Origin of the sequence: Companilactobacillus pabuli, from assembly GCF_014058425.1 — a bacterium.
Taxonomy (GTDB): domain Bacteria; phylum Bacillota; class Bacilli; order Lactobacillales; family Lactobacillaceae; genus Companilactobacillus; species Companilactobacillus pabuli.
This window is the reverse complement of record NZ_CP049366.1, coordinates 1451936-1467133: the sequence shown is the minus strand read 5'-3', so window position 1 is coordinate 1467133 and position 15198 is coordinate 1451936. Positions and strand designations below refer to the sequence as shown.

Below are 15198 nucleotides of genomic sequence, written 5' to 3'. Positions count from 1 at the left end.
ATTTTTGAAAAAATAAGGAATGATTAATATGGAAGAAAAGAAGGGTCTATCACTCGGAGCTTTAACAGCGGCTGTTGTTACAAGTTCTATTGGCTCAGGTGTTTTTACCTTAACCAGCTCACTAGCGTCAGGAGCAGCTCCTGGTCCAGTTTTGTTGGCATGGCTCGTCGTTGGATTTGGAATTATGATGTTAGCCATGTCGTTGAATAATTTGTTACTGAAACAACCAGAATCTGAAGGTATTCAGGCTTATGCGCAAGTCGGCTTCGGAAATTTTGCTGGATTCGTTAGTGGATGGGGTTATTGGCTATCAGCTTGGTTAGGAAACGTGGCCTTTGCGACCGTCTTAATGAGTTCATTAGGTTACTTTTTTCCAATCTTTAAAGGTGGACAAAACATTCCTTCGGTAATTTTTGCAAGTATCGTTTCTTGGATGTTGACCTTTATCGTTAATCGTGGGGTTGAATCAGCTGCTGCGATGAACACAATTATTACTATTTGTAAGTTGATTCCATTATTTGCCTTTATCGTTGTCGGAATCTTCGTATTTAAGGGCGGAATTTTTACAGCTCACTTCTGGTCCAACGTGGCTAGTGGTGTCGCTGGAAGCAGCAATTTAGTCGAACAATTTAGATCATGTTTGATGATCATGATGTGGGTTTTCGTTGGTGTTGAAGGTGCTAGTATGTTGTCATCTCGTGCCCAAAGTAAAAATGATGCCGGAAAAGCTACGATCATCGGAATTATCAGTTTACTAGTAATTTATGTTTTGGCTTCAGTTTTACCATATGGTTACTTGTCACAAAATGAATTAGCTAAGATCAATCAACCTGCTATGCTTTATATTTTCCAAGATATGGTTGGAAAATGGGGTGGTGCCTTTATCGGTATCGGCTTGATAATTGCTATTTTGGGTTCTTGGTTATCTTGGACAATGTTGCCAGCTGACACGACAATGTTGATGGCGGAAGAAAAAATGTTGCCATCTTCATTTGGTAAAAAGAATAAAAATGGTGCGCCAACTTTCTCATTAGTCTTGACGGCCAGTTTGATTCAAGTCTTCTTAGTGATCCTCTTATTCTCTGAAGAAGCTTACAATTTTGCCTTGTCACTTTGTACGGCTGCTATCGTAGTTTGCTATATCTTCGTTAGTTTGTATCAAATCAAATTCTCACTCCAAAATAAAGATACGAAACAATTGTGGATAGGAATCTTTGCGGCAGCTTTTCAAATTATTGCCATTGCTTTAGCTGGTTTACATTACTTAATTCTAGTTTGTATCGGTTATTTGCCAGGAATCTATTTCTACTATCGTGCCAAAAAAGAATATGGTCTCGATGGTGGAAAACTAACAAAATCAGAGATTATGTGGTCAATAATTATCGTTATGTTGGCAATCATCAGTATCGTTATGACTGCTACCGGCTCAATTAAAATCTAGGAAGTGTTGAATATGAAAATAGCTGGATTTGGTGTTGAAGAGTGGTTAAACGTCCACGAACGAGAAGCCAAATATGATTTGGCTCAAAGTACGATCACATCATTTTCAATGGATGAGATCAAGAAATTGACCCAAGCTGATATTTATAATCAACTTAACGAACAAAAAATGAATTATGGTTGGATCGAAGGTTCACCAACTTTTAAAAAAGAAGTAAGTAAGATGTATCAGAATGTTGCTCCCGACAATATTCTGCAAACAAATGGTGCTACTGGTGCTAATCTCTTGGCGATTTATTCTTTGATCGAACCAGGAGATCACGTTATCAGCGTTTATCCTAGTTATCAACAGCTCTATGACATCCCGAGATCATTAGGAGCTGAGGTTAGCTTTTGGAAATTACATGAAGATAAGAATTGGTATCCAGACATCGAAGAATTAAAGAAATTGATTCGTCCTAATACTAAGATGATCTGCATCAACAATGCGAATAATCCAACTGGAACGATTTTAGATAGGAAGTTCTTAAAACAAGTCGTTGAAGTTGCCAAAAGCGTTGGTGCTTATATTTTGGTGGATGAAGTTTATTTACCATTTGATGATAGTGTTGATTTTGCCCCAATCGTTGATTTGTACGATAAGGGTATTTCTACTAATTCATTATCCAAAACTTATTCAATGCCAGGAATTCGAGTAGGTTGGACAGCTACTAATTCGCAGCTCGCTGATATTTTTAGAAAGTATCGTGACTATACGATGATCTGTTCTGGAGTTTTCAGCGACCAGATGGCATGTTTGATTTTGGAAAATAAAGATAAAGTATTAAATCGTAATAAAAAAATCGTGCTCGATAATTTAGCATATTTCAAAGACTGGGTTCAAAAAACGGATAAAATCAGTTGCGTCTTTCCAAATGGGGTGTCGACGTCATTTGTGAAGCTCGAAACTAAGAAGTCTAGTTTGGAATTTTGTAAAGATTTATTGAAAGATACTGGGGTCCTACTAGTTCCAGGAGAAGCTTTCGATACACCGGGATATGCCAGATTAGGATATTGTGCACCACACGAGACCTTGACTAAAGGTTTAGAAGTTTTAGGAGATTATTTACAAGCTAATTAAGCGATTTTTTCGCTCATTTTGAGGAGAGTTATTATGACAAAAGAACGTATCGTGGTTGCTTTAGGTGGTAACGCTATTTTAAGTAAGGATGCTAGTGCAAAAGCTCAACAACACGCTGTTATGCAAACTTGTGAGTCACTAGTAGAATTCGTTAAGAGTGATAAGGATTTGATCATTACACACGGTAATGGTCCACAAGTTGGTAATTTGTTGTTGCAACAAGCTGCAGCCGACAGTGAAAAGAATCCAGCTTTGCCATTAGATACTTGTGGTGCTATGACAGAAGGTAGTATCGGTTACTGGTTCCAAAATGCCATGAAAGAAGTTATGCTCAAAAATGGTATTAACAAGCAAGTTGTAACTTTGATCACACAAACGATTGTTGACCAAAACGACCCAGCCTTCAGTGACCCTACAAAACCTATTGGACCTTTCTATACTGAAGATGAGGTTCCAAGTCTTCAAAAAGAACATCCAGATTGGGTGATCGTTGAAGACGCCGGTCGTGGCTATCGTCGTGTTGTTCCATCACCAAAACCCGTTGAGATCAACGAATATCCAGCTATTGAGGCTATTTCTAAAGCTGGCGTTATTCCAATCGTTGCCGGTGGTGGCGGTATTCCAGTAGTGAAAGATGGAGATAAATTAATTGGTAAAGAAGCTGTTATCGATAAAGATTTCGGTGCTTCTAAGATTGCCCAATTAGTTGATGCTGATAAATTAATCATTTTGACTTCCGTTGGCGGAGTCTTCTACAATTTCGGTAAGCCAAATCAAGAAGAAATTTTTGACGTTACAGCTGACGAAATTCAAACACACATTGACAATGAGGAATTTGCTAAAGGTAGTATGATGCCCAAGGTTCAAGCCGCCGTTGCTTTCGTTAAAGCTACAGGCAAGCCTGCCGTAATCGGTGCCTTGGATGATGTTAAGGAAATTATTGCTGGTAATAAGGGAACAGTTATTCACAAATAATTATTGTTATTGGCAAATTAATGTGCTATCATACTTGTGCAAAAGAGGGAATAATTAATCGTGAGATTTTAAGCGAGGTCATGTCTTGGTGAGAGTTGACCAAATCAAAGATTAAGTCGCACCCTTCTTACAAAAATGAATAATCAATTAATGAGTGGATATTAATCAATTAGAGTGGTACCGCGGGAAATCTCGTCTCTTTCAATATAGTTTATTGGAAGAGGCGTTTTTTTTATCTAAAGGAGGAAAATATGGATTTTAAGAAACAAGTAGTAGATGCACTAGTTAAAGTTTTACCAGAGGAAATTACTGAGGAACAAGTTACAAAATTGATCGAGAAGCCTAAGACTTCAGATTTGGGTGACTATGCTTTCCCAACATTTATCTTGGCTAAGACATTGCACAAAGCACCTAACATGATTGCTGAAGAATTAGTTGGCAAGATCGATACAACTGGTTTTGAAAAAGTTGTAAATACTGGTGCTTATATCAATTTCTTCCTAGATAAAGAAGCCTTTTCAAAAGATATTTTGAAGACAGTTTTAACTGAACAAACAAACTATGGTAATGCCGATCAAGGTAAGGGACGTAACGTTCCAATCGATATGTCATCACCTAACATTGCTAAGCCAATGTCAATGGGTCACTTACGTTCAACAGTTATCGGTAACTCAATTGCTAAAATTATTTCAAAATTAAATTACAATCCAGTTAAGATCAATCACTTGGGTGACTGGGGAACTCAATTCGGTAAGTTGATCGTTGGATACAAATTATGGGGTTCTGTTGAAGAAGTCGAAGCTGATCCAATCAACAACCTATTGAAGTATTATGTACGTTTCCACAAGGAAGCTGAAGAAAAACCAGAACTTGATGACGAGGCTCGTGCTTGGTTCAAGAAGATGGAAGACGGCGACAAAGAAGCTTTGGCACTTTGGACATGGTTCAAGGAACTTTCATTAAAGGAATTCCAAAAGATCTATGATCGTCTAGATGTTCAATTTGATCACTTTACTGGTGAATCATTCTACAACGACAAGATGGATGCTATCGTTGATACACTTGAAGAAAAAGGTCTTCTAAAGGAAAGTCGTGGTGCTGAAATCGTTGATTTGTCAGAATACGACTTGTCACCAGCTTTGATCAAGAAGACTGATGGTGCCACACTTTACATTACACGTGACTTGGCTGCTGCTAAGTACCGTAAAGATACTTTCGATTTCGTTAAATCACTTTACGTTGTTGGTAGTGAACAAGCAGAGCACTTTACAAAACTTAAGATTGTTCTTAAGAAAATGGGTTACGACTGGTCAGACGATATCGACTACATCCCATTTGGCTTGATCACAACAGGTGGTAAGAAACTTTCAACTCGTTCCGGTCGTGTTATCTTGCTAGAAAACGTTCTAAATGATGCCGTTGACTTAGCTAAGAAACAAATCGAAGAAAAGAACCCAGATTTGAAGAACAAAGATGCCGTTGCTGAAGCAGTTGGTGTTGGTGCGGTAGTCTTCCATGATTTGAAAAATGATCGTCGTGATAGCTTTGACTTTAACCTTGAAGAAGTTGTTCGTTTCGAAGGTGAAACTGGTCCTTATGTTCAATACACAAATGCTCGTGCATTAAGCATTTTAAGAAAAGCTGGCGATGTAGACTACAAGGATACTAAAGACTTAGCTCTCACAGATCCAGAGGCTTGGGACACTATCAAGATGCTTCAAAACTTCCCAGACGTTGTTAAACGTGCTGCTAAGGACTACGAACCATCAGTTGTTGCTAAGTATGTTCTAAAGCTTGCTAAGAGCTTTAACCAATACTATGCACACAGTAAGATTTTGGCTGATGACGAAGGTCTTAAAGCAAGACTTGCACTTGTTAAGTCAGTTTCAATAGTTCTACAAATGTCACTTGGTCTATTAGGTGTTAAAGCTCCAGAAGAAATGTAGGATGAACTGAATTGTGAATCGAAAAATCTTTGATGAATTATCAGAAATAAAAACAACCACACTAGATTTAGCATGGTTGTTGATGGCAATAAGTTTTATATATTTGAATTATCAAACGTTTAATATCTGGTACGGGATTTTAGGATTTATCGCTGTGTTCTTCATTCACTTGTTCATTAACTTCCATAATAATTATATGGATTACAAGAACTCTCAGAGTGAAGAATATCGTCAAAAAATCAGTACTATTGGTGTTAATCGTGAATCACTGGCAATAGTCAAAAAATGGATGCTCGGTTTGGCCATTTTTCCATTAATAATTGGAGCCTTTTTGACATATCAAACTAGTTGGGTAACCTTGATGATCGGGGTCATCGGAGTTGCCATTGGCTTGTTATATTCAGCAGGTCCCAAGCCACTTAATTCCACTTTTGTTGGAGAAATCGTGGTGGCTATTGCCATAAGCCAATTGATTCCTATAGCTTACTCCTATCTTGGGCTATTCGGATCAGGGAAATTTGATTCTAGCGCTACCATCTCAATCGTTTTGGCCTGTCTGCCTAACACCTTTGCATTCCTATGTGCAGAGTTGAGTAATGGTACTTGTGATTTAGAAGCAGATCTCAAAAATGGTCGTAACACATTGGTTAGTAAAGTAGGGAAAGCCAATGCCTTAAGTTTGTTCAAAGCTAGTTGGGCAATAGCCTTTCTGTTAGTGCCCATCTTAGCTCTGACGAAAGTAGTACCTTACATTACACTATTGATCGTGCTACTTTATCCAAACATTTGGGACGATTTTCGTCCTTATCTAAAGGAACAAGTTAAAACAAAAACTTATCCTTTGGTAATTAAAGCTGTAAGTAAATTCTCGGTAACGTATATTTTATTGATTGCTGTCGGGGCGATTATTAAATTAGTTATGTCAGTGTTATAGTTGCAGCCTTCTCAGAAAGAGTCCATAAAAATCACTCCTAAAACTTCTTTCTGAACATAAAAGAAGAGCTCACCTAATTGTCGGGATTAGGTGAGCTTTTTGGTTGCTTTAAATAAGCACATATTAGATTATACATATTTTTTGATAATTTTGCTGAAATAATTTGGAATTTTTCACTAAAAGGTTGTTGAAAAACTAATTTATGGGCAAATAGTAATAAATTTCCAGTTTTTTTATGAGGATTATAGAGTGGATCATTGACGATGGGCCAGCCTTGACTAGCCAAGTGGATTCTTAATTGATGAGTGCGGCCAGTCAATAAATTTAGTTGTAATAAGGCATAGTTGTCATTTTTTTGGATGACTTTAAATTTTGTCACAGAATCTAAACCAGTAGAGCTGATGATTTTTTTGCGAACATCATTAGGGTCTTGGCTAATCGGTAAGTTGATGGTTCCAGAATTGGGAATTTCTTTGTCTAACTTGACCAAGGCTAAATACTCACGATGTAAGGTTTTAGTGGTTAATTGACGATTAAAGACTGGGACTAGGTATGGCGTTTTGGAAATTAATACTAACCCTGAAGTTTCCATATCGATGCGGTGGACCATATAGGGATGACCATTAGTTAAATAAGTCTCTACATCGTTCATCAAGGAGTCATTCTCGGTCATGATATTTGGATGGGTCTTTTTTCCAGCTTTTTTGTTGACGATAATTATGTCATCATCTTCGTAAACAACATCTACAGGATCATTGCCGGGTAAATAATGTTGTTCTGATCGAGGTGGAAAATTGAAATTCAAAGTTATTTCGTCTAGATCACAAACAATCGTGTTAAAAGAGTGATACGTTCCGTTGATTAAAACGTCCTGTTGAATACGAAAAAAATGCTGCCATTTCTTAGGAATCAGCCATTTTTTTAGCAACTCGCGAATGGTTAAATTTACACCTTTTTCTTGATGATAAATTATCTTTTTTTGATACATAAAATAGTTAGCTCCTTAAAGATTTAAGACAAATTAAAAAAACACTCTCAATATGTGATAAAATTTGTTCTTATATAGAGGTATTTGATAATGAATAAAAACAATGGTTTTTGGGAATGGTTTAAACCCAAATTACTAGTTGCGTGGTCTTTTATAAAAAAATATTGGAAGAGATTCCAAATTACTCGTTGGATAATCTTGGTCGTTATGATCATGATCTTGGTGTTAAGTGGCTATTGGACTTATAAAGCCAAAACTTCCAATGTGTCAGATTTACAGTCTTCTTTGCAAACGAAAACGACTATCATCGATAAAGATGGTGATGATGCCGGTCAGTTGTATGCAAGCAAAGGGACGTATGTCAGTTACGGAAAAATTTCTAAGAATATTCAAAATGCGGTTATTTCTACTGAGGATCGAACGTTTTGGACTAACCCAGGGTTTAGTATCAAAGGATACATTCGAGCTGCTTTAGGTTATATCATTCATCACGGAATTACCGGTGGTGGAAGTACTTTAACTCAGCAATTAGCGAAGAACTCTTTGTTAACGCAAAAGCAAACCTTGGCTAGAAAAGGTGAAGAATTATTCCTTTCAATTGAAATAAATCGAGTATATTCAAAGAAACAAATCCTAACGATGTATTTGAATAATGCTTACTTTGGTAATGGTGTTTGGGGAGTTCAGGATGCTTCTGAAAAGTATTTCGGAAAAAATGCATCAGAACTGAATCCTGCTGAAGGGGCCGTTTTGGCTGCTATCTTGAAAGCACCTAATTATTATAACCCAATTGATAGCATGAAAAACTCACTTGCTCGACGTAATTTAGTTTTAGGTTTGATGGTTGATAATAATAAATTGTCCGCTTCACAAGCAAATTATTATAAGAATACTTCCATTAACTTGAACGATAATTATGAAGTCAGCAGTTCCTATAAGTATCCTTATTTCTTCGATGCTGTTATCGCTGAAGCTGTTGATAAATATGGTCTTAAAGAAGACGATATTTTGAATAAGGGTTACAAGATTTATACGACCCTAGATCAAGAAATGCAGACTTCGATGCAAAAGACTTTTGATAATAATTATTTGTTCCCAGCCAATGCAGCTGATGGAACGAAGGTTCAAGGTGCGTCGGTCGCAGTTGATCCGAAAAGCGGTGGCGTTTTAGCGGTTATCGGAGGACGTGGAGATCACACCTTTAGAGGTTGGAACCGAGCTACTCAATTAGCACGTCAGCCGGGTTCAACTATTAAGCCGTTAGCGGTTTATACACCAGCAATCGAAAATGGCTATAGCTATGATTCAAAATTGCCTAACCAAATTACTAGTTTTGGTAAGAATAAATATTCACCAACTAATGCTGATGGAATTTATTCAGATACGATTCCAATGTATAAGGCACTTTATCAAAGTGAAAATGTGCCTGCTGTAGCTTTATTGGATAAAATTGGAGTTAAAAAGGGTGTTGCTTCAGTTGAGAACTTTGGTATTAAAGTTCATAAGTCTGATCAAAACTTGGCTTTGGCACTAGGTGGTTTGGAATATGGTGTTTCGCCACTTCAAATGGCTAGAGCTTATACGGCTTTTGCCAATGAAGGGAAACTTGCTAGTACGCACTTCATAACCAAAATCGTTGATTCAACTGGAACAGTTGTTGTTGATAATAGTAATTCTTCTACTAAACAGATTATTAGTAAGAGTACCGCTAAAGAAATGACAAGTATGATGTTGGGAGTTTACAACGAAGGTACTGGTAAGTATGCTAAGCCTTCGGGTTACCAAATTGCTGGTAAAACTGGTTCAACGGAAGTACCTCAATCATGGGGTTATGCCGGAACTAAGGATCAATGGATGATAGGTTATACACCGGATGTTGTAGTTGCTAGTTGGATGGGATTTGATAAATCTGATCAAAATCATTTCCTAACTTCAGCTAATGAAAACGGTATGTCAACATTATTCAAGAATGAAATGTCAAATATCCTACCAGAAACTAAACAAACTAGTTTTGGAGTTAAAGATGCAACAACTTTAGCTAATGCAACTGATACGGATGATGATAATGACAATGATATTTCAAAATCCATTCAAGATGGAGTAAATAACATTAAAAATAAAGCCACAGAATGGTACAATGATATTAAGAACTTTTTTGGTCAATAGGAGGACTATATGAACATTTACGATAGCGCCAATCAACTTGAACAAGACTTAAGAAAGACAACTGAAGTTGCTGAATTAAAGCTTGCTTTTGAAGCTGTTAAGGCTAATGACTTGGCATACAAACTTTTTGATAAAGTTCAAAACAAACAATTTGAATTACAACAAAAACAAATGCAAGGTCAAGAAATTACAGACGACGACATTAAGGCAATGCGTGAACTTACAGACCAACTTTCAAATTACAGTGAAATCCAAAACTTAATGGAAAAAGAGCAAAAGATGAATTCTATGATGGATGAATTGAATAAGATTATTTCAAAGCCTATCGCAGAAATTTATCAAGATAAATAATAAGGACTTAGGGCTTAAGTAATTTGCTCAAGTCCTTTTCTTTTACAGGGGAGCAGAAATGAAGTTTTTACATGCAGCAGATTTACATTTAGATACGCCATTTGTCGGTATTAATGACTTTTCCAAAAAATTACAAAAGAAACTGCAAGACTCAACTTATCAAGCTGCTAGAAATCTTTTTAGTACGGCGTTGAAGGAGCAAGTAGATTTTGTTATTTTGGCAGGAGATATCTTTGACGATACCGACAGTTCGTTGAAAGCACAAATGTTTTTACGCGATGAGTTTGAGAAACTAAAACAAGCCGGCATCGCGGTCTATTTGATTTACGGTAATCATGATTATTATCGTAATAATTTTGCTGTAGTTAACTTTCCTGAAAATGTCCATATTTTTGGACAAGACGTTTCGACTGAAACTTTGATGTCCAGTGATGGCGTAAAAGTTGGGATCACTGGTTTTAGTTATTATCAACAACACATCAATCAAGCGGTCGTTAAGAATTACCCGAGTCGTGGGGATTTCGATTATCAAATTGGAATCTTGCATGCTGGCGTTGGCGATGACAATTATGCACCATTTCAGATCAATGATTTAATTCAAAAAGGTTATGACTATTGGGCATTAGGTCATATTCATAAACGAGAGGTTTTATGTGATAGTCCGGCAATCGTCTATCCAGGTGATATTCAGGGCCGTAATCAGAATGAAACTACTCCTAAGGGATTTTATATAGTAACAGTTGAAAATCAATTGACTAAATTGAAATTTGTTAAGAGCAGCGTTTATACGTGGAATAAAGTAGAATTAAATGTTAAAAATGATTCGATTGATAAGTTGATAACTAAAATTACTGATAGTTTGAATCAAGCAGATACATTGCTGACTTTAACAATTAATAACGCTCAAAATTTGTCTGATGATGTCATTAAAACTATCAAGCGCAATGAATTGCAGCATCATTTTGCAAATGTGGATACGCCAAGTATTTTATATAAAATCATCTTGAAATTTAATGACAATCCACAACTATCTCAAATTGATCAAAAATACTGGAAACAAGCTCAAAGTCAAACACTAGATTTAGACAAAATCAAAGATCTAGATAGCAAATTATATGCTGAAGGCATTATCCGAGATCACATCAATGATCGTGATTTTTTGAAAAATATTACCGAATTAGTAAAGAATACAATTAATCAAAAATATACTGGAGAATAATCGTGAAATTAGTTAAAGCAAAAATATACGGTTTCGGTAAATGGATCGACCAAGAATTTAACTTTGCCTCAGATTATCAAGTTATTTTTGGTTTTAACGAAGCTGGAAAAACAACGCTCTTGAATTTTATCCAAAGCATTCTCTTTGGATTTGCATCAGCTAGAGGAGATAATAAGTACTTACAATACAAGCCCAAAAATGGTAGTCGCTATGGTGGTGAATTATTATTTTTGGCACCAGATCAAAGTTATTGGACGGTTCGCCGAGTTGATGGCAAAGGTGACGGAGAATTATCAATTTTTCATGATGACCAATTAGTTACTAACGAATCACTTAAACAAATCGTTGGTAACTTCACTAAAGAAGATTTCGAGAATACTCATGTTTTTGATGATAAAAACATTTTGTCAATTTACAGCTTGGATGAACAACAATTAGAGACCGAAGTTATGTCAATTGGTGCCGTGGGTAGTAAGGAATGGCTGAAGGTAGCTGACAAGTTGTCACATGATGCTGATGATCTTTATAAGCCAAGAGGGCAAAAGCAGCCTTTGGTCGTGAACCTAAAGAAGCGTAAAGAGCTTTTAGAGGAGAAATCAGAAATTGAGAACCAACAAGTAGCTTATCAACGAGTAAAGCAACAGTTAGAAAAGACACAAAAGAATTTTGATGATAACGCTGTTTCTTTGAAAAAAGCCACCGAATCTGAAAATGATTTGCGTAATTTAGACAAGAAGTGGTATCGCTTCGATCAACTTCAACAACAAAATGATCCCGAAAATGAAATAGCAGTTATTAGTAACACTGATTGGGAGACCGTTTTAAAAGCAAACCAGGAATTAAGCACGTTAAAGGATACCGCTACTACAAGCAAGGTTTCTAATTTAGATAATGTTGAAAAACAAATTTTAAAGAATTACCATCAGAATCAAACCCGCTTGGATTATATTCGTAATCAAAAATTTGAATTGCAAAATCTACAATTTCATCGGGATGATATGAATACCAAGTTATTACGAGTAGATACTCAGGTAGACCAACTATTTAAAAATCATCCGGATCTTTCAGAGGATATGTTGCCTTTGACAGGTGAGGAGATTGATCAAATGACGCCTGCAGAGAACAACAATAATAATATATTCTTATTGATTTGTGTGGTGGCAGTTATTTTAGCCTTAGTAGTAAATAATCCGCTCAAAATAATTTTGATTATTGCTGCAATTGCTAGTGGAGTTTGGTATTGGTATCAGAATCAATCTGGCAGTCAACCGGATTTGAATAATTTGCCATTTATTAAACAAAAAGGTTATGCCAATATTTCACGTGAAAATATTATTGGCCTACAAGGTACGGTAATAGCGTTGGATAATTTCCATGGTACGCAAAAAGGTTTAATCGATGGAATCAAAGGCATTGAGATCGACTTAAATAAATGGCGAAAGATTTTGATAGAACTAGACGTTTTGGATAGTTCCTATAAGGATGATAATTATAATGAACAAATAGAAAAATATTTTGCTCGTTTGGATGCCATCAACGCAAAAGCCGATTTGGAACAAAAGAACCAAGCTGCTACGAAACAGATGGATGAGCAAAGAAATCAACGCTTGAATGAATTGAATAATGAAATCTTTGCAGTTCTTCAAAAATATCATGCACTTAATATGGATGAATTTATGAGACTACATACTCAACAAATTCAAAATCAAAAAGTTACTGACCAAATCAAACAAGATAAGGATTTCTTGGGACGAGATCTGGAGTCTTTAAAAGCTTATCCAACGCACCAATCATTGATTGAAAAGTTGGCAGCGGTTACTAAGCAAGCAAGTTCTTTAACTGAGAAGAACAACGAATTGAATCGTCAAATAGGTTCATTAAAGGAACAAATGCAACAAATTTATGATAATAATCACTATCAACGAGTAGTTTTAGCATTAGCTCAAAATAAACAAGATATTTTAGAGAACTACGACGAATGGGTCTCTAAGAGATTGGCTAGTGAATGGATTAGGAATATGTTGAATGTAGCAACAGAGAATCGCTATCCTAAGATGTTAGAAAGAGCGGCTGAGTACTTTGCTTTATTGACTAATGATAATTATTCAAGAATTGATTTTAATCAAAAAAATTTGACGGTATTAAGTGCAAACAAGATTCGTTTTGATGTTCATGAATTGTCAAAGGCCACAACGATTCAGCTTTATTTGGCCCTAAGATTAGCTTTTGTAACGGAAATTTCTGATTTAATTAAATTGCCAATTTTAATTGATGATGCTTTTGTCGATTTCGATGTCTCTAGAACAGAGAATGTTTTTAAATTGATTCAAGAAATCGCTAAAACTAATCAAGTTATTTACGTAACTGCTAATAAACCAGCATCTGTTTCACAAGAACATATTTTGACTTTGGGGGGAAATATTAGTGCCTAAACATATAATAGATTTCAATAAGGGCGAGAATATGAGCTTGGAAGTAATTATCAAACGCTCTGATTTTCGTTTAGCAAAAAATGGAAAGAACTTTTTATCATTAGTTTTTGAGGATAAGTCAGGACAAATCCCTGGCAAATATTGGGATGCCAGCGAGGAAGATGCCAAGCGATTTCATGTGGGAGCAGTAGTACAATTAGAAGGCCGTCGAGATGTTTATCAAGGTAAACCACAAGTCAATATCACACGTCTAGGCTTATTGGATCCTAGTACGGTCGATATGTCGCAATTCGTCCAGACAGCACCAATGAAGCAAATTGACATGGAAAATGAATTTGACGATGTATTTTTGCAAATTACTAATGGAGCTTGGAATCGAATCGTCAGATATTTATTCAAAAAGTATCACGATCGGTTCTTCACTAGTGCAGCTGCTAAGAGTAATCATCACGATTTTCAAGGCGGATTGGCATATCATACTTTGAGTATGGTGAGAATGGCTGAAAGTATTTCTGATCAATATCCACAAATTAATCGAGCACTCTTACTTGCTGGAGCTTGTTTACACGATTTCGGTAAGATTATTGAGTTATCTGGTAGCTTAGATATCGAATATACCTTTGAAGGTAATATGCTTGGTCACATTACGATTGTGGATGAAGAAATTGTCAAAGCAGCGACTGATATGGATATTAATCTAGATAGCGAAGACATGATTTTATTAAGACATATGATTTTGTCACACCATGGCTTGTTGGAATATGGTTCACCAGAACGTCCTAAATTGTTGGAAGCTGAAGTGTTGCATAATATTGATATGATGGATGCTTCAATTAATATGATTACTAAGGCCTTGGATAAGACGGAGAATGGTAAATTCTCTGAACGTGTCTTTGGATTGGATAATCGTTCATTTTACAAACATAGTTAAAAAATAATCCTCGTTAAAATGTAGTTTTGTACCGCATTTCAACGAGGATTTTTTAATTTTATCTGACAACGATTACTGAAACCGGGGCTTTTTTCGCTAAACGAGGTCCGATTGTAGCGGTGATTTTAGAGTGTGGCAAAGCAGTATCAGCACCAGTGACAATCAAATCGGGTTTAAAGTCAGGAATTGCACGATCAACGATTACATCGTCAACGTCGCCCTCATCATAAACTAATGGATCAACTTTTTTTAAACCTAAATTTTCAGCCATCTTGACGTAATTATCAACAACAGCTTGTAATTCATTACGTTTTTCTTTTAACTTTGCGGGAGTTAGTGAATCAAAAATATTAATATCATCACTTTCTAGCACGGAAACGATACCTAAACGTGCATCGTAGTCATGTGCCATAGTAGTGGCAAAACGAAAAGCTTTTATGGTAGATTCATTGTCATCCTCATCAACTGTTAAAAGGATACGACGGTATACCAATGGTTCATTGAATTCTTGATAATCCATAAACATCCTCCTTTTAAAAACGTCTTACAATTCATATAATACCTGAAAACGTTGATATGACAAGCATAAAATACGTTAGGTTACAAGAGGATAGCTAGTATGTCATTGTAATAATGACATATAGAAAAGTAGACAACTTGGATATTAAAGTTAAAGAAACTAAACTTCCTATGCTA

General features: G+C 36.1%; 12 protein-coding genes. 10 read left to right on the top strand and 2 right to left on the bottom strand.

Annotated features, from left to right (window positions below):
* Positions 1–28: 28 nt before the first annotated feature.
* The 5 genes from arcD (at position 29) to G6534_RS07130 (ending at position 6415) form a co-directional block, all read left to right on the top strand.
* The gene (arcD, locus tag G6534_RS07150; protein ID WP_182082542.1) at positions 29–1441 is read left to right on the top strand and encodes an arginine-ornithine antiporter; all 1413 of its coding nucleotides are present in this window, start codon (positions 29–31) and stop codon (positions 1439–1441) included.
* Between the two features lie 12 nt (positions 1442–1453).
* Positions 1454–2560, top strand: coding sequence for an aminotransferase (locus G6534_RS07145; RefSeq protein ID WP_182082541.1), 1107 nt, complete (start codon positions 1454–1456; stop codon positions 2558–2560).
* A 33-nt stretch (positions 2561–2593) separates the two neighbouring features.
* Positions 2594–3535: a carbamate kinase gene (arcC, locus tag G6534_RS07140; protein WP_059073515.1), complete on the top strand. Its 942-nt coding sequence runs from the start codon at positions 2594–2596 to the stop codon at positions 3533–3535.
* Between the two features lie 251 nt (positions 3536–3786).
* Positions 3787–5481 (top strand): arginine--tRNA ligase, encoded by a 1695-nt coding sequence (gene argS / locus G6534_RS07135; protein WP_059073516.1) that lies wholly within the window; start codon positions 3787–3789, stop codon positions 5479–5481.
* A 13-nt stretch (positions 5482–5494) separates the two neighbouring features.
* Complete coding sequence (locus tag G6534_RS07130) at positions 5495–6415, top strand: prenyltransferase (protein ID WP_182082540.1); 921 nt, start codon at positions 5495–5497, stop codon at positions 6413–6415.
* Positions 6416–6488: 73 nt separating this feature from the next.
* Here the strand turns inward: G6534_RS07130 and G6534_RS07125 are convergent, their stop codons facing one another.
* Positions 6489–7403, bottom strand: a complete 915-nt coding sequence (locus tag G6534_RS07125; protein WP_059073518.1) for an RluA family pseudouridine synthase — start codon at positions 7401–7403, stop codon at positions 6489–6491.
* A 90-nt stretch (positions 7404–7493) separates the two neighbouring features.
* On the opposite strand from G6534_RS07125, the gene G6534_RS07120 reads away from it, so the two are divergent.
* Genes G6534_RS07120 through G6534_RS07100 form a run of 5 tightly spaced genes read left to right on the top strand, consistent with a single transcriptional unit; the run spans position 7494 to position 14502 of the window.
* The gene (locus G6534_RS07120; protein ID WP_182082539.1) at positions 7494–9569 is read left to right on the top strand and encodes a PBP1A family penicillin-binding protein; all 2076 of its coding nucleotides are present in this window, start codon (positions 7494–7496) and stop codon (positions 9567–9569) included.
* A 9-nt stretch (positions 9570–9578) separates the two neighbouring features.
* Positions 9579–9920, top strand: coding sequence for a YlbF family regulator (locus G6534_RS07115; RefSeq protein ID WP_010019322.1), 342 nt, complete (start codon positions 9579–9581; stop codon positions 9918–9920).
* A gap of 58 nt (positions 9921–9978) precedes the next feature.
* A complete protein-coding gene (locus tag G6534_RS07110; RefSeq protein WP_059073520.1) occupies positions 9979–11139 on the top strand; it encodes a metallophosphoesterase family protein in 1161 nt (386 codons plus the stop codon).
* A 2-nt stretch (positions 11140–11141) separates the two neighbouring features.
* Positions 11142–13571, top strand: a complete 2430-nt coding sequence (locus G6534_RS07105) for an AAA family ATPase (RefSeq protein WP_059073521.1) — start codon at positions 11142–11144, stop codon at positions 13569–13571.
* Complete coding sequence (locus tag G6534_RS07100) at positions 13564–14502, top strand: 3'-5' exoribonuclease YhaM family protein (RefSeq protein ID WP_059073522.1); 939 nt, start codon at positions 13564–13566, stop codon at positions 14500–14502. The genes G6534_RS07105 and G6534_RS07100 overlap by 8 nt, the downstream gene beginning before the upstream one ends.
* Positions 14503–14560: 58 nt before the next feature.
* On the opposite strand, the gene G6534_RS07095 is transcribed toward G6534_RS07100, so the two are convergent.
* Entirely contained in the window at positions 14561–15022 is a 462-nt protein-coding gene (locus G6534_RS07095) for a universal stress protein (RefSeq protein WP_059073523.1), read from the bottom strand.
* Positions 15023–15198: the final 176 nt, after the last annotated feature.